The organism is Desulfuromonas versatilis (genome assembly GCF_019704135.1).
GTDB classification, from domain to species: domain Bacteria; phylum Desulfobacterota; class Desulfuromonadia; order Desulfuromonadales; family NIT-T3; genus Desulfuromonas_A; species Desulfuromonas_A versatilis.
In genome coordinates, this window is the sequence record NZ_AP024355.1 from 392,680 (window position 1) to 416,552 (window position 23,873).

The 23,873-nt window shown below is 63.1% G+C and carries 19 protein-coding genes; 12 read left to right on the plus strand and 7 right to left on the minus strand.

Translation table 11 applies throughout. The annotated features are described in order from the left end of the window. The 3 genes from DESUT3_RS01725 to DESUT3_RS01735 all read left to right on the plus strand — a co-directional run bounded on the left by DESUT3_RS01725 (window position 1) and on the right by DESUT3_RS01735 (window position 3,957). Window positions 1–3,222, plus strand: coding sequence for an efflux RND transporter permease subunit (locus DESUT3_RS01725; protein WP_221250751.1), 3,222 nt, complete (start codon window positions 1–3; stop codon window positions 3,220–3,222). Further along, the gene (locus DESUT3_RS01730; protein ID WP_221250752.1) at window positions 3,219–3,407 is read left to right on the plus strand and encodes a YgaP family membrane protein; all 189 of its coding nucleotides are present in this window, start codon (window positions 3,219–3,221) and stop codon (window positions 3,405–3,407) included. Before DESUT3_RS01725 ends, DESUT3_RS01730 begins: the two co-directional genes overlap by 4 nt. Before the next feature lie 145 nt (window positions 3,408–3,552). Next, a complete protein-coding gene (locus DESUT3_RS01735) occupies window positions 3,553–3,957 on the plus strand; it encodes a C-GCAxxG-C-C family protein (RefSeq protein ID WP_221250753.1) in 405 nt (134 codons plus the stop codon). Window positions 3,958–4,041: 84 nt separating this feature from the next. On the opposite strand, the gene DESUT3_RS01740 is transcribed toward DESUT3_RS01735, so the two are convergent. Next, window positions 4,042–4,296: a TIGR03905 family TSCPD domain-containing protein gene (locus tag DESUT3_RS01740; protein WP_221250754.1), complete on the minus strand. Its 255-nt coding sequence runs from the start codon at window positions 4,294–4,296 to the stop codon at window positions 4,042–4,044. A 100-nt stretch (window positions 4,297–4,396) separates the two neighbouring features. Beyond that, a complete protein-coding gene (locus DESUT3_RS01745; protein WP_221250755.1) occupies window positions 4,397–6,115 on the minus strand; it encodes a methyl-accepting chemotaxis protein in 1,719 nt (572 codons plus the stop codon). 146 nt (window positions 6,116–6,261) lie between these two features. Here DESUT3_RS01745 and DESUT3_RS01750 point away from each other — a divergent pair, with 146 nt between their 5' ends. The 8 genes from DESUT3_RS01750 (at window position 6,262) to DESUT3_RS01785 (ending at window position 15,553) form a co-directional block, all read left to right on the plus strand. Then, complete coding sequence (locus tag DESUT3_RS01750; protein WP_221250756.1) at window positions 6,262–7,077, plus strand: TatD family hydrolase; 816 nt, start codon at window positions 6,262–6,264, stop codon at window positions 7,075–7,077. Between the two features lie 44 nt (window positions 7,078–7,121). After that, on the plus strand, window positions 7,122–7,895 hold the full coding sequence (locus DESUT3_RS01755) for a tRNA threonylcarbamoyladenosine dehydratase (RefSeq protein ID WP_221250757.1): 774 nt from the start codon (window positions 7,122–7,124) through the stop codon (window positions 7,893–7,895). Next, window positions 7,895–8,647, plus strand: coding sequence for a sulfite exporter TauE/SafE family protein (locus DESUT3_RS01760; protein WP_221250758.1), 753 nt, complete (start codon window positions 7,895–7,897; stop codon window positions 8,645–8,647). The genes DESUT3_RS01755 and DESUT3_RS01760 overlap by 1 nt, the downstream gene beginning before the upstream one ends. Window positions 8,648–8,802: 155 nt before the next feature. Continuing rightward, window positions 8,803–9,909 carry a PAS domain-containing sensor histidine kinase gene (locus DESUT3_RS01765; RefSeq protein WP_221250759.1) on the plus strand — a complete coding sequence of 369 codons (1,107 nt, stop codon included), beginning with the start codon at window positions 8,803–8,805 and terminating at the stop codon, window positions 9,907–9,909. A gap of 46 nt (window positions 9,910–9,955) precedes the next feature. Then, on the plus strand, window positions 9,956–10,756 hold the full coding sequence (locus DESUT3_RS01770) for a carboxypeptidase-like regulatory domain-containing protein (RefSeq protein WP_221250760.1): 801 nt from the start codon (window positions 9,956–9,958) through the stop codon (window positions 10,754–10,756). 91 nt (window positions 10,757–10,847) lie between these two features. Beyond that, window positions 10,848–11,207 (plus strand): response regulator, encoded by a 360-nt coding sequence (locus DESUT3_RS01775; RefSeq protein ID WP_221250761.1) that lies wholly within the window; start codon window positions 10,848–10,850, stop codon window positions 11,205–11,207. Window positions 11,208–11,265: 58 nt separating this feature from the next. Then, a complete protein-coding gene (locus DESUT3_RS01780; protein ID WP_221250762.1) occupies window positions 11,266–12,132 on the plus strand; it encodes a chemotaxis protein CheX in 867 nt (288 codons plus the stop codon). A gap of 622 nt (window positions 12,133–12,754) precedes the next feature. Continuing rightward, a complete protein-coding gene (locus tag DESUT3_RS01785; protein ID WP_221250763.1) occupies window positions 12,755–15,553 on the plus strand; it encodes a discoidin domain-containing protein in 2,799 nt (932 codons plus the stop codon). Window positions 15,554–15,792: 239 nt separating this feature from the next. Here DESUT3_RS01785 and DESUT3_RS01790 read toward each other — a convergent pair whose 3' ends face one another. Then, window positions 15,793–16,011, minus strand: a complete 219-nt coding sequence (locus DESUT3_RS01790; RefSeq protein WP_221250764.1) for a dodecin — start codon at window positions 16,009–16,011, stop codon at window positions 15,793–15,795. A gap of 251 nt (window positions 16,012–16,262) precedes the next feature. Here DESUT3_RS01790 and DESUT3_RS01795 point away from each other — a divergent pair, with 251 nt between their 5' ends. Then, window positions 16,263–17,945 carry a discoidin domain-containing protein gene (locus DESUT3_RS01795; protein ID WP_221250765.1) on the plus strand — a complete coding sequence of 561 codons (1,683 nt, stop codon included), beginning with the start codon at window positions 16,263–16,265 and terminating at the stop codon, window positions 17,943–17,945. 241 nt (window positions 17,946–18,186) lie between these two features. On the opposite strand, the gene DESUT3_RS01800 is transcribed toward DESUT3_RS01795, so the two are convergent. The 4 genes from DESUT3_RS01800 to DESUT3_RS01815 all read right to left on the minus strand — a co-directional run bounded on the left by DESUT3_RS01800 (window position 18,187) and on the right by DESUT3_RS01815 (window position 23,872). Then, complete coding sequence (locus tag DESUT3_RS01800) at window positions 18,187–19,239, minus strand: hypothetical protein (RefSeq protein ID WP_221250766.1); 1,053 nt, start codon at window positions 19,237–19,239, stop codon at window positions 18,187–18,189. Next, on the minus strand, window positions 19,227–19,673 hold the full coding sequence (locus DESUT3_RS01805; protein WP_221250767.1) for a quinol:electron acceptor oxidoreductase subunit ActD: 447 nt from the start codon (window positions 19,671–19,673) through the stop codon (window positions 19,227–19,229). The genes DESUT3_RS01800 and DESUT3_RS01805 overlap by 13 nt, the downstream gene beginning before the upstream one ends. Continuing rightward, the gene (gene nrfD / locus DESUT3_RS01810) at window positions 19,673–20,986 is read right to left on the minus strand and encodes an NrfD/PsrC family molybdoenzyme membrane anchor subunit (RefSeq protein ID WP_225911597.1); all 1,314 of its coding nucleotides are present in this window, start codon (window positions 20,984–20,986) and stop codon (window positions 19,673–19,675) included. Before nrfD ends, DESUT3_RS01805 begins: the two co-directional genes overlap by 1 nt. A 114-nt stretch (window positions 20,987–21,100) precedes the next feature. Further along, window positions 21,101–23,872 carry a 4Fe-4S dicluster domain-containing protein gene (locus DESUT3_RS01815; RefSeq protein ID WP_221250768.1) on the minus strand — a complete coding sequence of 924 codons (2,772 nt, stop codon included), beginning with the start codon at window positions 23,870–23,872 and terminating at the stop codon, window positions 21,101–21,103. Window position 23,873: the final 1 nt, after the last annotated feature.

Consider the following 23,873-nt stretch of genomic DNA (forward strand, 5'->3'; position numbering starts at 1 on the left):
ATGAGTGCCAAGAAACATTCCCTGCCGACCCGGATCGTCGACCGCTTCCTCGAGGGGAACCTGTCGATCATCCTCATCCTGCTCTCGCTGCTCGCCGGCGCCGCGGCGCTGCTGCTCACTCCCCGCGAGGAGGAGCCGCAGATCGTGGTGCCGCTGGCCGACGTCTACGTGCACATGCCCGGCGCCAGCGCCGAGGAGGTGGAAAAGCAGGTCGCCACCCGGCTCGAGAAGCTGCTCTGGCAGGTCGACGGCGTGGAGTACGTCTACTCCATGTCGCGGCCCGACCTGGCGGTGGTCACCGCCCGCTTTTATGTCGGCGAGGACCGTATCGGCTCGCTGGTCAAGCTGCACAACAAGATCTCCACCCAGACCGACCTGGTGCCGCCGGGGGTGACCGGCTGGGTGATCAAGCCGGTGGAGGTGGACGATGTGTCCATCGTCAACCTCTCTCTCTACTCGCAGAGCGCCTCCGACCATACCCTGCGGCGGGTGGCCGAGGAGGTGGTGGACCGCCTGCAGTCGGTGAAGAACACCTCGCTGACCTCGGTGATCGGCGGCCGTCCGCGCCAGGTGCGGGTCGACCTCGACCCGGCGGCCCTGGCCGCCCGCGGGCTCGATATCCTCGAGGTGCGCCGGGCCCTCGCCGGCGCCAACCTGGAACTGCCGGCGGGCAGCTTCGCCCGCGGCAACGCTGAGACCCTGGTGCGCGGCGGCACCTTCCTGCGCTCGGCGCAGGAAGTGGCCGAGTTGGTGGTCGGGGTGAGCGGCGGCGCGCCGGTCTACCTGCGCGACGTGGCCAAAGTGGCCGACGACATGGCCGAGGCCGACACCTACACCCGGCTGCGCTTCGGTCCGGCCGGCGATGCGGGGGCCGCCGCCGAGCGGCGCGAATACCAGGCGGTCAACATCGCCGTGGCCAAGAAGAAGGGGACCAACGCGGTGGTGGTGGCCGAACAGGTCATCGAAGCGGTGCGCGCCATGGAGGGGACGATCATCCCCGACGACATCCAGGTGCGGGTCACCCGCAACTACGGCGAGACCGCCGACCACAAGGTCAACGAGCTGATCACCCACCTGGTGATCGCCATCGTCACCGTGCTCGGCCTGGTGCTGTTCGCCCTGGGCTGGCGCGAGGCGCTGATCGTCGCGGTCTCCATCCCCATCATCTATTCGCTGACCCTGCTGGTCAACTACTGGTTCGGCTACACCATCAACCGCGTCACCCTGTTCGCCCTGGTGCTGGCGCTGGGCCTGCTGGTCGACGACCCGATCGTCGACGTGGAGAACATCTTCCGCCATTTCAGGATGAAGAAGGAGCCGCCCCGCGACGCGGTGCTCACCGCCGTGGACGAGGTGCGCCCGCCGGTGATCCTGGCGACCTTGGCGGTCATCCTCTCGTTTCTGCCGATGATGTTCATCACCGGGATGATGGGCCCCTACATGCGGCCGATGGCGATCAACCTGCCGCTGACCATGGTCATGTCGCTGCTGGTGGCCTTCACCGTCACCCCCTGGATGAGCTACCACGTGCTCAAGGGCGAATACGGCAAGGAAGAGGAGGAGTTCGTTCTCGAGCAGACCCGCACCTACAAGCTCTACCGGCGGGTGCTGCTGCCGTTTCTCGAATCGCGGCGCAAGGCCTGGCTGCTGGTGGCGGGCGTGGTGGTATTGCTGCTGGGGTCCGTGGCGATGCCGGCGCTCAACCTGGTGCCGATGAAGATGCTCCCCTTCGACAACAAGAACGAGTTCCAGCTGGTGGTCGACCTGCCCGAGGGGGCCACCCTCGAGGAGACCGACCGCGCGGTGCGGGCGCTGGAAGACTTTCTTGCAACGGTCAACGAGGTGACCGACTTCCAGGCCTACGTCGGCACCGCCAGCGCCATGGACTTTAACGGCATGGTCCGCCACTACTACATGCGCTCCGGGCCGAACGTGGCCGATATCCGCGTCAACCTGGCGCACAAGAGCGAGCGCGCCCAGCAGAGCCACGCCATCACCCTGCGCCTGCGCGACGATCTGGACCGCATCGCCGCGGCCCACGGCGCCAACCTCAAGATCGTCGAGGTTCCGCCCGGCCCGCCGGTGATCGCCACCCTGACCGCCGAGATCTACGCCGAGCCCGGGGTCTCCTACGCCGACCAGCTCAAGGCCGCGGCGCTGGTGCGCGAGCGCATGGCGATCGAGGACAAGGTGCGCGACGTGGACGACACGGTGGAATACCCCCAGCGACGCCTGCACTTTGTCCCCGACAAGGAGAAGGCGGCGCTCTCGGGGATCTCCGGGGTGCAGATCGCCCAGACCCTCTCCGTGGCACTGGGCGGCGAGGCGGTCGGGACGGTGCACGTCGACTCGGAGCGCCACCCCCTGAGCATCCTGCTACGCCTGCCCCGCGAGGGCCGCTCCTCGGCCGCCGACCTGGAGGGGCTCTATCTCAAGGGGGCGCAGGGCCAGCAGGTGCGGCTCTCGGAACTTGGCCGCTTCGTCCCCGAGACCCTCGAGCCGACCATCTTTCACAAGAACCTGCAGCGGGTCACCTACGTGTTCGGCGAGATGGCGGGAAAAAGCCCGGTCAACGCCGTACTCAATCTCTCCTCCCACTTCAAGGAGAACCCGCTGCCCGAGGGGACGCGGGTGGTCTGGAGCGGCGAAGGGGAGTGGAACATCACCCTGGGTGTCTTCCGCGATCTGGGCATCGCCTTCGGCGCGGCGCTGGTGCTGATCTACATCCTGCTGCTGATCGAAACCGGCTCCTACGGCATGCCGCTGATCATCATGGGCGCCATCCCGCTGACCATGATCGGCATCATGCCCGGCTTCTGGCTGCTCAACCTGATCCTGAACCGGCCCGTCGGCGGCTACGACACCCCGGTCTTCTTCACCGCCACGGCGATGATCGGCATGATCGCCCTGGCCGGCATCGTGGTGCGCAACTCGATCATCCTCATCGACTTCATCCACCAGTCCCTCAAGCGCGGCGTTCCGCTCAAGGAGGCACTGGTGGAGAGCGGCGCGGTGCGGCTGCGGCCGATCCTGCTCACGGCCGGCGCCGCCCTGCTCGGCAACTGGATCATCACCCTCGACCCGATCTTCTCGGGGCTGGCCTGGTCGATCATCTTCGGGGTGTTCGCCTCCACCGGCTTTACCCTGGTGGTCATCCCCGTCGTCTACTGGCTCATCTACGGGAAAAAGGCAGAAGAACACCAAAGGAGATACCAACAATGACCGTCAATCGATATCTGCGTATGATCGCCGGGTTTTTCATCATGCTCAGCGTGGCCCTGGCCCACCTGCATTCGCCCTGGTGGCTGTTTTTCACCGCCTTCGTCGGGCTGAACCTGTTCCAGAGCGCTTTCTCCGACTGGTGCCCGATGATCACCATCCTGCGTAAGCTGGGGGTGAGGGACTGAGCTGCCGGCCTTGACCTCCCGGTTTGACACCGTACCCGGCCGCGTCAGATCCGTCGGATAGGTCCGATCCAACCGATCCGTCTGATCTGGCGCGGCCAAAGTTTGCCCCAATGGGGCGCAACATGATTCCCAGGAGAGAATAGCAGTGCTGAAGTTACTCAGGAAAAAGTCGGTTTTGCGTGAGGATATGAACACCGGGGAGAAGGCTGGACGCCTTTTCGATGGAGGGCACAACTGCGCTCAGGCGGTGTTTCAGGCCGCCACCGGCGTTGATGACCCAAGAATGATGGCGATGACCCAACCCTTTCGCGGTGGGATTGGCGACTCGGGGTGCCTGTGCGGGGCAATAGCCGGCGGGGTGATGGCCCTTGGCTGGCTGGGGAAGGGGTGGCAGGCGGCCGGCCTGGTCACCGGATTCAGGGAGAAGCACAAAGGCACCTGCTGCCATAGCCTTTCCCGTGGCTTCAAGTGGATGAGCCGTGAACATTCGGCAAACTGCCGGCGGCTTACGGTGGAGGCGGCATCCCTGGTGGAAAAGCTGCTGCGCTGAGGGGGCTGGACAAAATAGCGGGAAGTCATGGAAAAAGGCGCGGGTCATGCCCGCGCCTTTTTCCATGGTTTGCTGCGGATGGGGTCAAATAGCCTGCTTCATGGAGAGTTCTTCGAGGGCTCTGGCCAGCTGGTCGGGACAGCTGGTGCCGTTGCGGCAGATGGTGCCTTTGAGTTTGCCGGCAACCTCGGCAATGTCCATCCCCTTGACCAGGCAGCTGATGCCGCGGGTGTTGCCCGCGCAGCCGCCAATGAAGCGGATTTCGCTGATGATTTCGCCCTCGAGTTCGATGTCAATGAAGCGGGCGCAGGTCCCCGTGGTAGTGTAAGTGGTTTTCATGTCCAACCCCCTGTCTCTGTGCCTCGTTTCCAGAGCCGCTGCTGCATTCCGGGCTCTGGTATTAAATAGCACAGAGATGAAGTGGCGGCCAAGAAAAAATTCAAAAATCCATATATTTTATTTCCCTTTCGCCGCTGTTCAGGTCATCGAAGGTGCCGGCGAGGTCTCGTAGCCGCTCGGACAGGTGCTCCAGTTCGTGGATATTGTCCATGATGGAGGCGGATTTTTCCGCGTTTTTCTGCAGACGACGTTCCGAGTTGGCAAAGTGGGCGAAGACCTTGTCGGCGGTTTCCATCTGGAAGCGGGTCGCCTCGTTGATGGTCTGGACCTGTTTTTCCCTCTCGGCGAGCCCCTTGTCGAAGTCCCGGTTGGCCCGAACCTGTTCGGCCATGCTGCGGGCTATCTGGTCCGAGGCGTACTTCATCTGGGATACTCCCTCCTGGGTGCGGGCCACGGCCGTCTGCTGCTCCTGAAGGGTGCGGGCGATGACCTTGACCGAACGCATGTTGCGGCCGGCACTCTCCAAAAGGCTCCTGGCCCGCTCGCTCTGGTCGCCGGTGAGGCGGGCTATCTGGTCCGAGGCATTGGCGGCCTGGCTCGAACTTTCCAGGATCTTGCGCAGGGCCTCGCCGGCGGATACGGAGTGTTGCTTGCCCCGGGCGATCCTTTCGCTGGTGGCATCAACCGCGTCCATGACCTCCGCGGTATCGCTGGCGATGGCCTTGACGATGCGGTGGATATCCTGGGCACTGGTGGTGGTGCGGTCGGCCAGATCGCGAATCTCCTCGGCAACCACCGAGAACCCCTTTCCTTCGGCGCCGGCCTTGGCGGCAATGATGGCCGCGTTGAAGGCCAGCAGTTCGGTGTCGGAAACCAGCTCCTTGATGACTTCGATGATCTTGACCACTTCACTGGTCTGGGTGGAGAGACGCTTCATGGCCTGGGTGGCCTTGTGGCTCTCCTGTTCGATCCGCTCCATCTCCTGCATGGTGGTTTCCACTACCCGCAGGCCGTCTTCGGCATCCTTTTTTACCGCGTCGGCGCTTTGGGCACTGGTAACCGCTCCATTGCGGATGCTTTCAAAACTTTCGTCGATGACATCCAGGTCGCGAACGCTCCCCTCAACGCCTCTGGCCACCTGCTCCGCCTGGGAGGCGACTTCCTGAACGCTGGCGGCCATCTCTTCGACGCTGGAGGTGGTCTCGAGGAATTTGGTGGTGGAGTGCTCCATGGCCTTGGCCATCTCCTCCAGCGAGGCGGAAAGCTCCCGGGACCAGGAGGCTTCCCCCTGGGCCCGGTCGAACAGGGCCTGGACCTGGGCCATGACCCCGCGCTGCTTTTCGGCCATCGCCTCCATGTCGCCGCGGGTTTTTTGGGCCGCGCTTATGCCCTCCTGGGCACGGTCGGCGAGATAGCGGCTTGATTCAGCCAGGGAGCGGTATTGGGGGAAGAGCTTGTCGATGGTGCCGAGCAGGTTGTTAACCAGGGCCCCGACCTGGGATACGGCGTTTTCGACGGCCTGGTTCATCCCCTCGACGCTCTCTTCGCTGACCGCAATGTTACCGGCCAGGGGGCGCAACTGCTCGAGCTGGTCGCGCAGCTGTTTTTTCAGGGTGGCGCGCATCAGCAGGAACATGGCCGCCGCCAGTGAGAAACCCATGAACAGGCTGGCAATCACGAATAGCGGGCTTTTGGCGGGTTCACCGATGAGCAGCAGGGCAACGAAGGGAAACATGATCCCTGCCCCCAGCCCGGCGATGTGGGTCTGGTAGAAGACTTTTTTCAGGTAGGATAGTTTCATTGCTTGGGTCTGGGCCATAAGCAGGTTCCTCGCTAGCCGGGGAAAAATATTATTTTGTAAGCGATATCAAATTGTTGGCTCATAGCACGGTTGTCCATTAAAAACAAGCGCCAAGGCAGGTGATGCTTCCCCTCGACTTGAGCCCTGTGCTAGGATGACAGCTCATGAGCGGAATAAAAACAGGGCTTTTCGATACCCACGTGCATCTCGATTGTGCGCCGCTGAAGCAGAATGTTGAGCAAGAAGTGCGCCATGCCCGGCAAGTTGGGGTGGAAAACTTTTTGGTCCCCGGGGTCCGCCGTTCCGACTGGCCCTCGCTCCTGGCGCTGGTCGAGGGCCTGCCGGGCGCCCTGGCGGCACCGGGGTTGCATCCCCTGGCCGCCGACCAATGGGGTGCCGGGGCGGCCGCCGAGCTTGCCTTGTGCCTGCAGCACTCCCGGATAGCGGCCGTGGGCGAAGTGGGGCTCGACGGTCTGCTGGAGGCCCCCGGGGTCGATGTACAGGAGCGGGCCTTCCGGGCCCAGCTGCGTCTCGCGGTCGCCGCTGATCTGCCGGTGCTGATTCACTGCCGCAGGTCGATCGGGCGGCTGCTGTCGATCCTGCGCGAGGAAGGAGCCCAGCGGGTCGGCGGGATTTTTCATTCCTTCTCCGGCAGTTCGGAATCTGCAAGAGCAGCGATCGAGCTGGGGTTCGCCATAGGGTTCGGCGGGCCCTTGACCTTCCCTGATGCCCGCCGTGCACCCGAGGTTTTGCGGGCACTTCCGGCCGAGTGGATCGTTCTCGAGACCGATGCGCCGGACCTGACTCCCCATCCCTTCCGGGGGCAGGTCAACCGCCCTGCCTACCTCGGGCTGATTGCCGAACGGGTTGCCGGGCTCAGGGGCTGGACCCTGCAGGAGACGGCTCGCATCACCACCGCCAATGCGCGGCGGGTTTTGCGGCTCAAGGAGTCAGGAGTCAGGAGCCAGGAGTCAGAATAAGATCAAAAACAAAAGTAAAATCGAAAGAAAGAGCAATTTACAGCATGAAACAGCATCGCTTCAGTCGAATGGAACTGCTGGCCGGGCAGGAAGGCCTGGACAGGCTGGCCGCTGCCTCGGTGGCGGTGTTCGGGGTCGGCGGGGTCGGCAGCTATGCCGCCGAGGCCCTGGCGCGAGCCGGTGTCGGTAGTTTGACACTGGTCGATTTTGACGACATCTGCCTGACCAACATCAACCGGCAGATCCATGCCCTCGACGGCACCGTCGGCAAGGCCAAGGTGCAGGTGATGGCCGAGCGCTGCCGGGCCATCAACCCGGGGATCGAGGTAGAACCGGTCAAGGCTTTCTTCAGTGCCGAAAACGCCGATGAGCTCCTCGGGCGCGGTTACGATTACGTGCTCGACTGCATCGACCACATCACCGCCAAGCTGCACCTGATCCAGAGCTGCAAACAGCGCGGCCTGCCGGTGATCGCCTCGATGGGGGCGGCCAACAAGCTCGACCCGACCAAGATCGCCGTGGCCGACCTGTTCCACACCCAGAAATGCCGGCTGGCCCGCATCATCCGCAAGGAGCTGCGTCGCCGCGGGGTCACCTCCAAGGTGCGGGTGGTCTATTCCACCGAAGAGTTTCGCCCCCTGGGGGAACAGAGCGCGGCCTGCGCCGAGAATTGCATCTGCCCCAACAAGGAGGACCACCAGTGGCGGTGCACGGACCGGCGGGTGATCCTGGGCAGTTCGTCCTATATCCCGCCGATTTTCGGCTTGACCATGGCGGGCGAGGTGATTCGCTGCCTGCTTGGCGAACAGGAGGTCTGATGGAGCCTTACCTTTGGCAGGTCCCCGCGTTGGTCCTGGTGGGAGGGGTGGCGGGTTTTCTCAACGTGCTGGCCGGCGGCGGTTCGTTGCTGACCCTGCCGCTGCTGATTTTCATGGGGCTGCCGGCAGCGGTGGCCAACGGCACCAACCGGGTGGCCATCCTCTTCCAGAATGTCTTCGCCATGGCAGGGTTCCGCCGCCAGGGGGTGTTCCCGGCCAAGCTGGCGCTGCTCTGCACGCTACCGGCACTGGCCGGAAGCTACCTCGGCGCCAACCTGGCGGTGGATATCGACGACGAACTGTTTCGCCGTCTGCTGGCCCTGATCATGATCGGGGTGCTGGTTTTCATGCTGGTCGACCCGATCAAGCGCTGGCAGGTCTCCTGGTCCGGGGTCACTCGGTTGCGCGGCCTGGTGCTGGTGATTACCTTCTTTTTCGTCGGCGTCTATGGGGGGTTCGTCCAGGCGGGAGTCGGCTTTTTGATCATCTCCGGCCTGCTTGCCCATGGTCTCGACCTGGTGCGCATCAACGCGGTCAAGGTCATTGTCATCTTCGCCTTCACCATTCTCGCCCTGGGCGTATTCATGGTTCATGGCCAGATCGATTATGGTTTGGGTATGGCGCTTGCAGTTGGAAATTCCGCAGGCGGTTGGATCGCCAGTCACGTGGCCGTAAAAAAAGGCCACGATTGGATCAAGAAGGTGGTGTCGGCAACTATCATCGTTTTCGCCCTCAAGCTGCTTTTCGGTTGAAAACGCGGGCAACATATTGAAACCGTGAAGAAGTTTTTTTCTTTGACGCCTTTGGCCCAAATCCGATATTCGCGGGATTTATGAAAATTCAGGACACGAAATCGAGCCCGGGTCAGCCCCTGCCTCCTCCGTTCGCTCCAGCCGCTCGGGGCGAAATGGGTGCGTTAAAAAGCCAGGTCGATTTTTTTTCGCACCGTTACATCACCCGCCATCTGCTCGATGCCATCCCCTCCCTGTTGACGGTCCTCAATGAGCAGCTGCAGATTGTCTACGCCAACAGGGCGTTGCTGGTGCTTGCGGGCCTCGAAAGCGAGGAGCAACTGTACGGAAAGCGCCTTGGGGAGGTCCTCAACTGTCTTTATGCCGCTAAAGGCTCCGGGGGGTGTGGAACGACCGAAAACTGCGCTGCCTGCGGCGCGGCCCAGGCGGCTCTGGCGGGCCTTCAGGGGCGTCAGGGCAGTTGGGAATGCCGCCTGACCCGCACCGTGGGGGGGAAAAAGGAAGCCTTTGATCTGAAGCTTCAAGCCCGGCCCATGGAATACCGGGAGCATCGCTTCACGGTGGTTTCGGTAAGCGACATCAGCCATGAGAAACGGCGGCGGGCCCTGGAGAGGATTTTCTTCCACGACGTTCTCAACATCGTTACCAGTATCAAAGGGTTTGCCGAATTGCTGGTGCGTTACGATCCTCCGGACCGGAAGGAGTTCTACTCCCTGATCCATGCCGCTGCCCAGCAGGTGGTCGAGGAGATCGACGCTCAGCGCCTGCTGCAGGCGGCCGAAACCGACGAGCTCAAGCCGCAGATCGAAACCGTCCAGCTGAGAGGGTTTCTTGAACTGCAGTTGGAGATCTACCGGCATCACGAAGCTGCCAGGGGGCGGTCCCTGGTGCTGGAACCCGCCACCCCTGCCCTGGCTTTTGCGAGCGATCGCACCCTGCTCGGAAGGGTGCTGGGGAACATGATAAAAAACGCTCTGGAGGGGGCCGCCGAGGGGGAAACCGTCACCCTGGGGGGGGGAGTCGTCGACTCCGAGCTGGTATTTCGGGTCCACAATCCGGGCTTCATCCCGAAATCCGTCCAATTGCAGATTTTTCACCGCTCTTTTTCGACCAAGGGGCATGGCAGAGGCCTGGGGACCTACAGCATGAGGCTGCTCAGCGAACTGCTGGGTGGAGAGGTCGGCTACTCAACCTCCGAAGACGCGGGTACCGTTTTCACCATCCGCTTTCCCTTCGCCGCGGTTGGCCTCGAATGCGCATAGCCTGATGCGTCTGGAATATCTCATGAAGAAGACGGCAGCTGTAACAGTGCTGATTCTAGTCCTGCTTGTATCGGGAGTGGCCGGTGCCCAGGCGCCGCCGCAGGGAAGCGTCGCCGGGCGAATCCAGAAGTCCGGGGTCGAGCGTTACCTGGGAGTGGCAGCTCTCTGGAAAGCCGAAGGCCAACCCCCGGATCCACGCAAATACACCATCATCCCCGTCGCTGTGGTGCCCTTAAGCCAAGATGGCGGCTTCGAACTGAAAGTCCCGCCCGGCCGCTACTACCTGGGGGCGATCCTGCGGAACTCGCCGGGGCCCGCCATGGGCCCGCCGCGGCCGGGGGACGTGATCTTCATGTCTCCCGACGATAAGGGCGGGTCGCTGCTGGTGGAGGTTGCCGCCGAGGCCCGGGTCGAGGTCGGCGTCAACTCGGCGGGATGGGTTTTCCAGGGAGCCGAGGCTCTGGCGGGCGGGCCCGCGCTCAGGGGAATAATTTCCGACCCGGCGGGCAATCCCGTGGCCGACCTGCTGGTTTTTGCCCACACGGACCCTGCGATGTCGACACTGCCGGTTGCGGTCTCCGCGCGCAGCGCCGCCGACGGCAGCTACCGCCTGCGCCTGGCCAACCCGGGGGTGGTTTATCTTCGGGCCCGCGAAAACTATGGGGGCGGCTCGCCCGTCGAGGGGGGGTATATGGGGGTGTACGGAGGCCAGGAGCCGCTGGCCGTTGAAGTGTTGGCCGAGGATGAGCTGGAGGGGATCCACATCACCGTGAACAAACTGCCCCCGGTGGGTTCTCGGCGGAGGGACCTGCCGGCCAGGCCATCCCGTCCGGGGGGCGCGCCCTGATCCGGTTCGATCCAATTACTGCATGCCGGTTTATCCAGGAAGATTGGATGCCCGGCTTTAGACAAACACACTGCCACAGGAGGTTGGGGTAATGAAGAAGGTCCTCATCGTGGACGACAGCATCGCGGTCGCCCGCCAACTGGAGAAGATCATCGTCGGAAGCGGTCAGTACCAGGTGGTTGGCCACGCCAAAAACGGCGCCGAGGCGATCAAACTGAAGCAGTCCGAAAAGCCCGATATCGTCTGCATGGACATGAACATGCCGGTCATGGACGGTCTGACCGCCCTGCGGACCATGATGGCACTCGATCCCCAGGCCAAGGTGGTCATGGTCACCTCCCTGGGCGGGGTGGGTGACAAGTTCACCGAAGCCCTGCGGCATGGAGCCCGCAATGTCATTTCAAAGCCGTTCGAGGCCGAGAAAGTGCTGGAAATTCTCGGGGTTCTGTAAGTCCCGGGCTTATCCTCTGACAATGGTCGTCAATAATATTCAGGAAGGGCTTTAATTTATGGCTGTCAAATTTTTCGGCCAGTTTCTCCTTGAGAAAGGGGCCGTTTCCCAGGAGGGCCTGCTCAGGGCCATCGACCTTCAGGAGTCGACCAACCTCAAGTTGGGCGAAACCGCCCTGGCCATGGGCATTCTCACCGCTGCCGACATCGAGAAGGTGCACGAGGCGCAGAAAGGCGAAGATCTGCGCTTCGGCGATATGGCTCTCAAACTCGGCCTGCTCACCCCCGAGCAGATGCAGCAGGTGTTGACCCGGCAGAAAAACACCCATCTCTACATCGGTGAGGCCCTGGTTAAGGTGGGGGCGCTCAGCGAGGCAGAACTGCCCGGCTGTCTTGCCGAGTTCAAGGCGGACCAGGCTCCCTACCTGGCGGAAAAGGTGGCCATTCCCCAAGGAGTCCCTTGTGCCGATGTCTTGGAGATGATGGCGGATCTAACCTACAAGATGCTCACCCGCGTCGTCGGTCTTGCCTTCCGGCCCGGGCCCTGCGAAGTGGTACGGAAGCTTGCGCCCAACGATGTCGTAGCCAGCATGGACTTCAGTGGGAGCGCGAATGGAAAGTACCTGCTTTCCGTTACCGAAGAAGTGAGAAAGATGTTTGCCCGGGCGATCCTCAAGGAGGATGACGTGGAAGAGGAAAGCCTGGAGGTTCTCGATGACACGGTCATGGAGTTTGCCAACATCGTTCTCGGCAATGTGGCCGCAAAAGCCGCCCAGAAGGGGCAGCAGATAGAGATCTCCCCGCCGCTGGTGGAGGATCAGGAAACCGGGGGCGTTTCGGTGCCTGCCGACACGGTCGGGGTGGTTTTCCCGGTTTACATCGCCGAAGGCGACCGGTTCGAATTTGCCGTGCTCCTCCAGGCATAGTTCTGCATTGGCATGTCTGTCCGTGAAGGCAACGACGGCCCCGTCACCAGGCGGGGCCTTTTTTATCGTCGGAAAGGGAGCGACCAGACATGACGGAAAACTGCCTTCTGGATGTCGCAGTTGGGCAGTCTTGTCGCGAATTAGCGAAAACGGTTCGTCCGACTGCCTAGAATGTCGGAGCAGAAATCCCCGAGGTAACGGCAGGTTTTTCAACGGATCAGGGTTTTCTCTGAACCCTCGGGCTTTCCTGGCCTGAAACGCCTGGATTCAACCAATTTTCTTTGGGGGAACCTGAATGACGAAAATGTGTCAAGTTTTTTTTCTCCAACTATTGACATTAATGGGCCTTTGCTATTAGCATGACAAGAAGTATCTTAGGGGAAGCCGCGAGGCGAAGCATGAACCGACTTCTCCTGAGCCAAATTGGATGCCGAACCGGACCTGCCCTCTCCCTGCCATGCGGGGGCATTTCCATCATGGGCCGGCAGCGAAATCCGCAACAAATGAACAAAGGGAGAAGAAGGTTATGGGGGGTACACGTACGCCCGCGAAGGGCAACCGGAGGGGAACGTCTGTTCTTCTGACGCTGCTGGTTCTGCTCCTGCTCATCCCGGTTACGGCGATGGCGCAGTACAGGAGTTGGGGGGATAACTCAACCAGCACAACAACCACGTCCAACAACACAACCAGCACGTCCACCAGCGCAACAACCATCAACTGCTCAGAGTGCCACGGCACCAACGTGGCCAACAACCACCACGACGCCACCGATCCCAACTCCTACTACAGCCGGGGGCTTTGCTCCCAGTGCCATGTCGGGGTGACCACCAGCGGTGACTGCACCCAGTGCCACAACTTCGGCGGGCTCCAGAACAGCCACCATCAGACCGATCCGGCTCTCGCGGGGAACTGCGCCCAGTGCCATTCGGGGACCAGCAACCTGACCAACTGTCAGGGGTGCCACGAAGGCAAGATCATCACCCGTCACCACCAGGTGGCCGCCAGCGGGACAACCTGCGTCAGCTGTCACACCAGCATCAAGGTGGCCGACCAGGCCGGCCTGAGCAGCTGCGTGAACTGCCACGACCGCTCCAACAACGCCATGCGCACCCGTCACCACGACCTGGTTGGCCAGGCGAGTGCGCCCAACTGCCGCAGCTGCCACGCGCAAATCGTTCAGGTCACCAACGGCTGCCAGAGCTGCCATGCTCCCGGAGCCGAGCGGGCCGACCATCATGCGGCGGCTACTACCAACAACATCGCCTGCAGCCAGTGCCACACCTCGTTTCCTGCGGGTACCGCGGGCAGCGGCTGCGCCAACTGCCACCAGGCCGGCAACAACCGCGAGTTCCACCACACCACCCTGGCCGGCGATCCCGCTCGCAACCTGAGCTGCAACAGCTGCCACAACCAGGTGCCCCAGCTCACCGGCTGCGACAGTTGCCATCAGGGCGAAGCGGCTACCACCCACCACCAGGGTCCGGCCCAGGGCAAGAACTGCACTGATTGCCACACCCAGATGGTCCAGTCGTCCTCCAGCTGCAGCAGCTGCCACGATTTCCGCACCAGCAACAAGCACCACGATGACGCCTACATCCAAGCCACCTACGGGATGGGCTGCAACGCCTGCCACAACCCGATGTGGGTTGTGATCGGCGGGATTTTCCAGATCAACCGTCCCAACATCGACGCCTGCATCAGCTGCCATACCACGCGGCTGGGCAACGCCTCGATTCCCCAGGTCCATCACGCCACCCAGCAGGCAACCTCTGGCGACTGCGCCAGTTGCCACCAGGGGGTCACTCAGGGACTCGATTGCTCCTCCTGCCATTTCTCGCTCGGCCAGCCGGCGACGGTTCAGCGTCACCACGGCACAGCTGCCTATGCGGCCGGAAACTGCGCTACATGCCATACCGGGTTCGGCCAGAACCTGAGCTGCTCGGACTGCCACAGCGGCGCCGGTGGCACCGTTGGCGAGCGGCATCATGTCAACGTGGCCCCGGCCCAGGCCCTCGATTGCACCTACTGCCATACCGGTGCCGATACGGTTCTGCAGGCCTGCCAGTCCTGCCACACCTCGGGGACCAATCCGCTCTTCCCGGCCCCGGTGGAGGTCTCCCAGCTGCACCACATGAGTGTGGCCTACGCCACCAAGCCCTGCGCCACCTGCCATACCGGTGTGCAGGCGGTCCAGGATGCCGACTGCGCAACCTGCCACCAGGCCGCGGCCGTTCCTATGAAACAGCGGCACCACGAAACCGCTCAGGCTGTTGCCAACCAGTGCACAAGCTGCCACGTCGGAGCCGATGTCGAACAGCTTAATTGCGCCGGCTGCCATACCGGCAGCAGGGCTCCCAGCCATCACCAGCAGCCCCAGGCCGTCTCCGGAGACTGTGCATTCTGCCACACCAACATCAGTATGGACGGAAACGGCTGCCAGGCCTGCCACAGCTCCCCGGTTACCCAGATCCACCATGGTCAGCCGCTGACCAACGTGGGTGGGGATTGCGGCGTCTGCCACCAGAGCGTCAGCTCGCCCAGCGTCTGCGCCAACTGCCACCAGGCGAGCCCGCACCACACCACCACTTACGCCCAGACGGGCGATTGCGCTCACTGTCACAAGGTTCCGGCTTGGGCCCAGGATCGTCCCAAGCAGGCTGCCTGCCGGGAATGCCACGGCCAGTATCAGCACAACAAGGGCGGGCCCATTCAGAACTACGGCTCCTGCGCGGCCTGCCACAACCAGGATACCTTCCATGCCGCTCCCGGCAGGGCCGTGGGCTATACCCGCTCGGCCCCGGGGAAGGGCAAATTCGCCATGTTCTGGTCCCAGTACACCCGCAATGGGGACGAAGAGGTCCGTGAGGATGTCAGCCCGAACGGCGAAGACCAGAACGACGAAGGCGGGCGCAAATGGAGAAATCCCAGCTTGAGCTTCACCCTGAAGCAGATCGAGCACAACGGCCGCACCTACTCTGTACCGGCATTCCCCGATCTGGCTGGTACCGGCTCCGGTGGCTCGACCGGCGGTGAAATCGTCTCCAACCTCGCCAAGGGGCAGACCGCCTCGGCTTCGCGCCAGGAGAGCGGCTACGACGCCGCCAAGGCTGTGGACGGCAGCACCAGCAGCCGCTGGTGGGCCCGCTCGACCAGCAGCCAGTGGCTGCGGGTGAACCTCAACGGCACCTACACCATCAGCAAGGTGGTCATCAACTGGCACAGTTACTATGCCCGCGACTACCAGGTCCAGGTTTCCACCGACGGTAGCAGCTGGACCACGGTGAAAGACCACAGGTACCGTAGCGGCGGGAAGGAGGAGATCACCTTCTCTGCTCGCACGGCTCGTTACGTGCGGATCTACTGTTCCCGTGCCGCCAGCAGCAACGGCTATTCGATCACCGAACTGGAAGTCTACAAGTAAGGTTCAGGAACTCATAACCACCCCCCCCTCCCTTGCTTGACAGGGGAGGGGGCCTGACTCAAAGGAGGCAAAGATGAAAAAGTACATGAAGCCCAAGGTTGTAGGGAGCAGCAACGTCCATCCCTGCTGAAAGGAAAAACCGGGTCTCCTCATTTCGGCCCGGTCCGAACTGCTAACGACAAAAGGCTTGCCAATCGGCAAGCCTTTTGTCGTTGGTGAAGCAGGAAGGGCGGAGGCGCCTATTTCAGCTCCAGGCTGACCTTGATCACAACCTGGTATTCATTCACCCTGCCGTCCGCACCGATGTGACCGCGGATCTCCTGAACCTCGAACCATGAAAGGCCTTCGAGGGTCTTGTGTGCTCTGCCGACAGCCGCCTGAATGGCCTCCTCAATGCCTTTTCCCGATACCCCAACCACCTCGATTTTTTTGTAGATACGTTCGCTTCCATAGGTCATTGGTCACCTCCCGGAGAGTCTTTGCATTGAGGTTATCAGCTCTACCGAGGCTGTAAAGTAAGGGGGAGCCAACCGGGAATGCGCGACGAATTTCCGGGGAGAGGTGGAAGGTTTGACATTAGAGGAAATTGTTTTAAAGTGTCCGGGTATCCAAGTAGCAGAATCAGCGGCACAAACGGAAGATTCGCCTGCCACCCCTGTCGGATCTCTGCAATGCTGCTCATTCACGCTTTCGAGGCTGGGAAAGGAAAATGAACAAGAGGGAGGTCGCTGTGGGAGTGATTTATTGGTGCGAAGAAACATGGAAGGGAATGGTTTGGGCAATTTCCCGACTGGCTATAATGATTCTGGGGATGTTTATGGCCGGCGCAGGCGTCGCGGTCGCTGCTGAGGTTGGCGGGTTCATCGGGATCCCCGAAGCCTACAATCAGATGGTTGAGTTCGACTGCAGGGTCTGCCATGAGGACCCGAATGTCACCCTGGCCGATTACCTGCCCGACCGGCATCATGGGCTTGAGGATAGACAGATCCCTCCGGGAACCGATGCGCCGGGCTCCAGTCCGGGGGAGGTGTATTCCTGTTTCTCCTGCCACCAGTTGCAGTTTGATCCCGGGACTGGAGTTTATCTGATCTCCCAGTTCAGAGACTGCCTGGCTTGTCACACGTTGAAACCGGGTCAGGGTAACACTGTCCATCACCGGGGGGCATCGGCCCAGGGAGGCACCTGCACCCATTGCCACAAGGTGCCGGCCTTCGCCCAGGACCGGCCGATGCAGGCAGCCTGCCGCGAATGCCACGGGTTGTCTATGCATGACAATGGCGGGCCGGTGCAGGACTACGGCGCGTGCGTCTCCTGCCATATGAATCAGGCTCAGACCGCTGGTGATCCACCTCCCTTTCACGCAGCTCCGGGGCAGGCGGTCGGCTATCTGGTAATCCCCAGCGGACGGGCCAGCCCCGGGGGGCCGGTCTATCCTGCGGGCAAGGGGATCTTCGCCGTTTTCTGGAGCCAATACACGCGCAACGGCAATGAGGATTTCATGGAGGACAATTATGAGGATATAAAGCCCAACGGCGAGGATCTGAACGACGAGGGCGGGTTTCGCTGGAAAAATCCGACTCTCATGTTCAATCTCAAGGCCATTAACAATGGCGGAAAAATATATAACGTGCCCAGTTTCGACGGAGTCCAGGCCTCGGGGATACCGGGAGCGCCCGTCATCACGATAGAAAAGCCCATTGAAAACGCAACGGTAGCGGGGACAGTCGAGATTCAGGCGAGGGTCACCGACAACCGCCAAGTCCGAAGGGTCTATTTCTGGGTCGACCAGGGTTCGAAAATCCTGATGAGCGGCCCGAATTCTTCTGCTTCGGGGACCTGGACAACCCAGTGGGATTCCCGGTACATCCCCTATGGCAGCCAGAATATGACCACCCTCGATGGGTCCCACACCATCAACATCCAAGCCGAGGACGACCAGGGGACGATCAGCACCAAGGCAATAGCTGTGACTGTAAACAACAGCGGCGGGGCCGGTGGCGGCATGACCATGGGGAACCTTGCTTTGGGCAAGCTTGCCACCGCTTCACGCCAGGAAAGCGGCTATGAGGCGGCCAAGGCCGTGGACAGCAATACCAGCAGCCGATGGTGGACCAGGGACAAAGACACCCAATGGTTGCGGGTGAACCTCAACGGTTCCTATTCGGTAAGCAAGGTGGTTATCAATTGGCACAACTATTACGCGAGGGAGTATCGCGTTCAGGTCTCGAGCGACGGTAGGGATTGGACCACGGTCCGGGAGATGAGGGACCGTCGTGGAGGACGCGAGGAGGTAACCTTCCCTGCCCGCTCAGCTCAATACCTGCGTATCGAATGTCGTAGCAGCGCCAGTGACAATGGCTATTCCATATACGAACTTGAAGCTTACAGATAGGGGATGTGCCCCTGTGGCCGAGGGTGGACAACCCAGGTCTCCGAGTGATGAAACCGAGCCCAGTCAAGGAGGTGAAGAAACGATGAAAAAGAATCTGAAGCCCAAGGTGGTGGGGAGTGGCAGTGTCCATCCCTGCTGATGTAATAGCGATGAGGCCGGGGTTTCCCCTCGGCCTCATCGCTTTTGACCTCGCCAGGATAATGCTGCCCCCAATTCCCTGAGATGAAATAGTTGCCCGGTCCTATTGGCTGTCGGAGGCGGGAAGAAGCCACTCGCTGCTGTGCACGGTAAGCAGCCAGGTGCCGGCCACCAGTACGAACTGGGTGACCAGCGAGCCAAAATGCAGGGGGACCACCGGCAGGATGAACAAGAGTTTTTCCATGAGCTGTCCGGCCAGCACGGTGGCCGCCACCGCGCCGAGCACGGCGGGGTGGCCCTTGGCCCGCCGGGAGATGAGCACGGTGAAGGGGACCAGGAAGCTGGCGACGATCAGCAGCCAACACAGCGCCAGAAAGGGGGCCGTGGATATCCGGCGCAGGATGAAGCCGACCTCCTCGGGAAGGTTGCCGTACCAGAGCAGCAGGTACTGGGTGAAGAACAGCCCGACCCAGAGCACGCTGAAACCGAACAGCAGGGTGCCCACATCGCCGAGGTGGCGCCGGGCGCGATCGGGGTCCCGACCCTCGCGGCTGCGGTGGACAAACAGAAACAGCAGGGCCGATAGGGCGATGCCGCAGTACAGCGCCTCGACGAAGAAATAGGCGCCGAACAGGCTGCTGTACCAGGGGTACTCGAGGGACATGACCCAGTCGAAGCCGACCAGGCTCTGGGTGGTGACGAACAGCGCCAGGTAGGTCACGGCCCAGGGTTTTTTCGCCTCGCTGCCGGCCAGCGAGGCGCGGGCGAAGCGCCTGCCGGCCCAGTAGCAGAGGACCAACAGGACCAGGCTGCGGCCGATGAAGAAGCTCGGGTTGAGCCAGCGGCCGGGCTCCTCGGTCCAGGGGTAGAGGCCGAGCTGGGGGAGCATCAGCAGATAAAGGACGATCACCAGCAGCTGCAGCGGGCAGGCGGCAAGCAGTTCGCGGCGCAGCGAGGCGATCCAGCGCGCCCCGATCAGCTCGGTGACCGCGGCCAGCGCCACGCACCCCTGGATCAGCATGGTCCAGAACACCAGGGTCGTCAGCAGCGCCCCGCGGGGCTTGACCATGCCGCCGTACTCGACGAAGCCGAGGGCGCCGGCCAGCACCAGCAGCAACAGGTAAAAATGACCCTGGCGCAGCTTCAGCGTTTCCATGGCCCCTCCTCCCCCGGCAGAATGATGACGAAGCGGTTGCCGTGTTCCTGCTCGGGGGCCATGCCCCGGGGGCTCGGCAGGCGGGCCAGCAGCAGAAAACCGCCAAAGGTCGCCAGCGAACCGAACAGGATGGTCAGGATGTAGGAGATCAGCAGAAACGGCGGCAGCGAGATGATTGGTTTGCCGCCGGTGATCAGCGGCCAGGAGAGTACCGTGTAGATGGTGAAGCCGAGCCCGCCGAGAAATCCGGAGAGTCCGCCGGCCACGGCGAAAAAACGCACCAAGCCCGGGCGCGTGCCGAGAATCTGTTCGACCTCCGGGACCAGAAACGGCATGTGGATCTGCGCCCGGTTCAGGTCCGCCCCGGCCGCCTGGAGTTCGCGCAGCTTGGCGAGAAATTCCTCCCGCGATTCGAAGCTCAGCTTTTCGCCCATCACATGTGCTCCTTAAGTTCGGTCATCGACAGCACCGGCAGGGTCTTGAGGAACAGCAGGTAGAGCAGGAAGAACAGGCCGAAGGACATCAGGGTGATGCCGACCTCGACAAAGCTCGGCGCGTAGGTCCCCCAGGCGTAGGGGTCGTAATCCCGGGCCAGGGAGTTGACGATGATCACGAAGCGCTCGATCCACATCCCCACGTTGACCAGGATCGAGACGCCGAACAGCCACCTGAGGTTGCGGCGCAGCTGTTTGACGCAGAGCGTCAGCGGCAGCAGCGAGTTGCAGAGGATCATCACCCAGTACAGCAGCCAGTAGTCGCCGAAGGAGCGGTAGCGGAACTGTTCGGCCTCGAAGGGGTTGTGGCCGTAGTAGGCCAGACCGGTCTCGACGACGTAGGAGTAGCTGACGATCAGCGAGGTGAACAGCAGGATCTTGGCGATGGCCTCGAAGTGGTCGACGGTGATGTAGCTCTCGAGCTTGAGGATGCGCTGCATGGGGTAGACCAGGGTGATGACCATGGCGGTGCCGGAGAAGATCGCCCCGGCGACGAAATAGGGGGCGAAGATGGTGGTGTGCCAGCCGGGGATGATGCTGACGGCGAAGTCCCAGGAGACGATGGAGTGCACCGAGGCGACCAGCGGCGTGGCGAAGGCGGCGAGCAGGATATAGAGCCACTTGTAGTGGCGCCACTGGTTGAGGGTGCCGGTCCAACCCAGCGAGAGCAGGCCGTAGATCTTCTTGCCCCAGCCCGAGAAACGCCGCCGGGCGATGGCCAGGTCGGGGACCATCCCCACGTAGAAAAAGACCAGGCTGACCAGCATGTAGGTGGTGACGGCGAACACGTCCCAGATCAGCGGCGAGCGGAAGTTGACCCAGAGCTGGCGCTGGTTGGGGTAGGGGAGCAGGTAGTAGAAGATCCAGACCCGCCCCAGGTGGATCAGGGGGAACAGGCCGGCGACCATCAGCGCGAAGACGGTCATCGCCTCGGCGGCCCGATTGAAGCTGGTGCGGAACCTGGCGCGAAAGAGAAACAGCACCGCCGAGATCAGCGTCCCCGAGTGGGCGATCCCGACCCAGAAGACGAAGTTGGTGATGTAGACCCCCCAGTTGACCGGGTGCATGAGCCCGGCCACCCCCAGCCCGACAAACGACTGGTAGGCGAACAGCCCCATGCCCACTGCCACCAGCAGGGCGCACAGCGCCACCGCCCCCAGGTACTTGAGGCTCGGCCGCGAGATGGCCGCCAGCACGTCCCGCTCGACCTGCTCGCGGGGATCCATTGTTGGGGGGTGGTTGCTGCCAGTCATGTTCTTTTCGTGCCCCCGTGGTTAGTGTGTGACCTTGGTCCCGTTTGATCCGACGGATCGGACCGATCCGACCGATCTGTCGGATTCGCTGCCTACAGAAAGATCTGCTGACTCCTACCGCAGGTAATACACCGAAGGCTGGGTTCCCAGCTCCTCGAAAACCCGGTAGGCCCGCTTCGAGTGGGCCCAGCGGTAGACCTGCGAAGTCTCGTCGAGCAGGTTGCCGAAGGCGATGGCCTTCGCCGGGCAGCTCTGGGCGCAGGCAGTGACCACCTCGCCGTCGCGGATCTTGCGCCCCTCGTCCTTGGCGGCATCGCGGCCGGCGCGGATGCGCTGGATGCAGAAGGTGCATTTTTCCATCATCCCCCGGGTGCGCAGCGGCAGGTCGGGGTTGACCAGCTTGTCCAGCGGCGGCCGGCGCCGGTGGTCCCACCAGTTGAAGCGCCGCACCTTGTAGGGGCAGTTGTTGGAGCAGTAGCGGGTTCCCACGCAGCGGGCATAGACCTGCACGTTGAGCCCCTCGCCGTTGTGATAGGCGGCGTAGACCGGGCAGACCGGCTCGCAGGGGGCGCTGTGGCAGTGCTGGCAGAGCATGGGGAGAAACTCCACCCGCCCCTGCTCATCGTAAAAGGGCTCGATGCGCAGCCAGGACATCTCGCGCCCCTTGAGGTGATCCTTTTTGCCCACCACCGGGACGTGGTTCTCGATGTAGCAGGCCGCCACGCAGGCACTGCAGCCGGTGCAGCGCTTCAGGTCGATGGCCATGGCCCAGCGGTAGTCGGGGTGGGCGTGTTCCGGGTAGAGGCTCGCCTGGGGATGGGGCGGGTGCTTCTCGAGATGCACCGGGTCGGGGATGATGCCCCGCCCCTGCTGGGAACTCGAGCCGGCGAGAATGGGCAGCTCGGTCTGGCCGCCGACCCTGGTCGCCCCGCTGATGTCCAGGCTCAGCAGCGCCTCGCCGCTCTGCGGATCAATGCCGAGCACCCCGGAGGGCAGGTGGTCGCGCTGCACCAGGAAAATTCCACCTTGGAGTCCCGGCTGGATTTTGGCCGGCAGTTCCACTTCCAACCCTTTGCCGGCGATGCGCAACAAATCCCCGTCAGCCAGTTTGAGACGCTCGGCGTCAGCTGGCGATACCGACACCCAGCCGCCGTAGCTGATGGTGGTCAGCGGATCGGGGATCTCCTCGAGCAGGGGGATGACCCGGCTGCGGCCGTCGAAGCTGCGCAGCGAGGGGACGACCACCAGCTGCGGCCCTGTCGCCGGGGCGGGCAGGCCGTGCCGGGTGAGCCAACCGGCGGCTGCCGCAGCGTCCAGGGCGGAGGGTTCGGCGGGGAGCGCCTCCTCGATGAAACCGGTGCGGGCGAAAGCCTCGAGGTCGGGCTGGGAATAGCGTTTCTCCCAGGCGGCGAAGAGGTGCTCCTGGTAGCTGGCGGCAACCGGTTGCTGCTTTTTCCGCAGCAGACCGAGCAGCACCTCCCCTTCTTCGCGGGTGTCGTGGAGGGGCTTGGCCGCGGGCCTGATCAGGGTGCGCAGACCGCGGCGGGGTTCAGCATCGCCCCAGCTTTCGAGGGCATGGCTGAGGGGCAGCAGCAGGTCGAGGTGGCGGGTGGTCGCGTCGGGGACGTCGACCAGCCCGACCCGTAGTCCGGCCTTGCCCAGGGCCTCGGCAAAGCCCGGCGAGGGGGCGTGCAGCACCGGGTCGGCGCGGGAGACGAACAGCACCCCGACCCGCCCTTCCTGCAGCTGCCGGCCCAAGCGGTCAAGCCCGCCCGGGGAACCCACCCCGGCGTAGTTCAGCCGCTGGTCGAAGGAAACCGTGCGCCCGAGCATGCCGGCGCTCCACTGCAGCAGGGCCGCCAGCAGGGCGGTGGGCACGCCGCCATCCCGGGCGGTGGCGACGCCCCCGGCGATCAGCAGGGGATTCTCCGCCGCGGCCAGCGCCTCGGCGAGTTCGCTGAGTTCATCGGGGGCAAGGCCCGTCGTCTCGGCCGCCTGGGCCGAGGAAACTTGGGGCAGGGCCTGCAGAAGCATTTCGGGCAGCCGCAGCCGGGCGCGGCCCGAGTCCTGAAGCTGCCGCAGCAGGTAGGCGAGCAGGTCCGCCTCGCTGCCCGGGCGCAGCGAGAGCCGGCGGTCGGCGTTGGCGCCAGTCAGGGAGAAATGCGGCTCGAGGTGAAACCAGCGGAAGGATCCCTTCTCTCTGGCCGCGGCCAGACCGCCGGCCTGGCCGACCGGGTTGGCGAAGGTTTCGAGCAGGTCTGCGCCGACGGAGATCAGCAGGTCGGCCTCTCCGATGCGGTAGCCGGGCAGATCGGCGATGCCGAAGGCAGCTTCATAGGCCCGGCGCAGGGCGGCATGGCCGAGCAGTTCGAACTCGGGCAGCCGCGTCAGGTTCAGGCCGCGGCAGAAATCGTCGATCAGCTCCGAGAGCGTCCCGGTGCTGCGGCCGGCCAGGTAGAAGCTCTCGCGCCCCTGCTGCCGGGCCTGGTCCAGGGCAGTAAAAATCTGCCCGAAAGCCTGCTCCCAGCTGACCGGCTGCCAGTTCTCGCCGTCGCGGCGCAGGGGGGTCTGCACCCGGTCGGGGTGGTAGAGGCGCCAGAGAGAGGCTTGGCCGCGAAGGCAGAGCCCGCCGCGGCTCACCGGGTGATCCGGATTCCCCTCGAGCTTGACCGGGCGTCCCTCGCGCACTCGCACCAGGACGCCGCAGCCCGCCGGGCATTCGTTGCAGGTGCCGGGCTGCCAGAGGGCCTGCCCCGGCAGCACCCCGTCCTCCGGGGGGACCAGGTAGGAGATCAGCTTTTTCTGGCCGTCCTGCGAGCCGCAGGAGCTGAGCACCGTGGCGCCGGAGAAAAGGCCGAGTATCTGCAGAAAATTGCGACGATCCATG

What these genes read in the sequence shown, in the direction of transcription:
- DESUT3_RS01725 (WP_221250751.1), top strand. Translation starts at nt 1, where the DNA reads ATGAGTGCCAAGAAACATTCCCTGCCGACCCGGATCGTCGACCGCTTC.
- DESUT3_RS01730 (WP_221250752.1), top strand. Translation starts at nt 3,219, where the DNA reads ATGACCGTCAATCGATATCTGCGTATGATCGCCGGGTTTTTCATCATG.
- DESUT3_RS01740 (WP_221250754.1), bottom strand. Translation starts at nt 4,296, where the DNA reads ATGAAAACCACTTACACTACCACGGGGACCTGCGCCCGCTTCATTGAC.
- DESUT3_RS01745 (WP_221250755.1), bottom strand. Translation starts at nt 6,115, where the DNA reads ATGGCCCAGACCCAAGCAATGAAACTATCCTACCTGAAAAAAGTCTTC.
- DESUT3_RS01750 (WP_221250756.1), top strand. Translation starts at nt 6,262, where the DNA reads ATGAGCGGAATAAAAACAGGGCTTTTCGATACCCACGTGCATCTCGAT.
- DESUT3_RS01755 (WP_221250757.1), top strand. Translation starts at nt 7,122, where the DNA reads ATGAAACAGCATCGCTTCAGTCGAATGGAACTGCTGGCCGGGCAGGAA.
- DESUT3_RS01760 (WP_221250758.1), top strand. Translation starts at nt 7,895, where the DNA reads ATGGAGCCTTACCTTTGGCAGGTCCCCGCGTTGGTCCTGGTGGGAGGG.
- DESUT3_RS01765 (WP_221250759.1), top strand. Translation starts at nt 8,803, where the DNA reads ATGGGTGCGTTAAAAAGCCAGGTCGATTTTTTTTCGCACCGTTACATC.
- DESUT3_RS01775 (WP_221250761.1), top strand. Translation starts at nt 10,848, where the DNA reads ATGAAGAAGGTCCTCATCGTGGACGACAGCATCGCGGTCGCCCGCCAA.
- DESUT3_RS01780 (WP_221250762.1), top strand. Translation starts at nt 11,266, where the DNA reads ATGGCTGTCAAATTTTTCGGCCAGTTTCTCCTTGAGAAAGGGGCCGTT.
- DESUT3_RS01785 (WP_221250763.1), top strand. Translation starts at nt 12,755, where the DNA reads ATGGCGCAGTACAGGAGTTGGGGGGATAACTCAACCAGCACAACAACC.
- DESUT3_RS01790 (WP_221250764.1), bottom strand. Translation starts at nt 16,011, where the DNA reads ATGACCTATGGAAGCGAACGTATCTACAAAAAAATCGAGGTGGTTGGG.
- DESUT3_RS01795 (WP_221250765.1), top strand. Translation starts at nt 16,263, where the DNA reads ATGAACAAGAGGGAGGTCGCTGTGGGAGTGATTTATTGGTGCGAAGAA.
- DESUT3_RS01800 (WP_221250766.1), bottom strand. Translation starts at nt 19,239, where the DNA reads ATGGAAACGCTGAAGCTGCGCCAGGGTCATTTTTACCTGTTGCTGCTG.
- DESUT3_RS01805 (WP_221250767.1), bottom strand. Translation starts at nt 19,673, where the DNA reads ATGGGCGAAAAGCTGAGCTTCGAATCGCGGGAGGAATTTCTCGCCAAG.
- nrfD (WP_225911597.1), bottom strand. Translation starts at nt 20,986, where the DNA reads ATGACTGGCAGCAACCACCCCCCAACAATGGATCCCCGCGAGCAGGTC.
- DESUT3_RS01815 (WP_221250768.1), bottom strand. Translation starts at nt 23,872, where the DNA reads ATGGATCGTCGCAATTTTCTGCAGATACTCGGCCTTTTCTCCGGCGCC.